Below are 231 nucleotides of genomic sequence, written 5' to 3'. Positions count from 1 at the left end.
GTTGAGCCGAGGGCTTTCACACCCGACTTGAAGGGCCGCCTACATACCCTTTAAGCCCAATAAATCCGAATAACGTTTGTACGGTTCGTATTACCGCGGCTGCTGGCACGAACTTAGCCCGTCCTTACTGAAGATAGGTCAATACTTGGGGAGAACCCCTAGCAATTTCCTCCCTACTTTCGCGGTTTACAACCCGAAGGCCTTCATCCCGCACGCGGCGTCGCTCGGTCA

General features: G+C 54.1%; 1 rRNA gene. It reads right to left on the bottom strand.

The features are described from left to right. Positions 1-231, bottom strand: a 16S ribosomal RNA gene (locus tag ACTHSN_RS10930); the annotation flags it as partial.

This window comes from Neisseria sp. P0009.S010 (assembly GCF_051958545.1).
Classification (GTDB): domain Bacteria; phylum Pseudomonadota; class Gammaproteobacteria; order Burkholderiales; family Neisseriaceae; genus Neisseria; species Neisseria subflava_A.
Note: the sequence above shows the minus strand (reverse complement) of the source record. Positions and strands in the feature narration are given on the sequence as shown.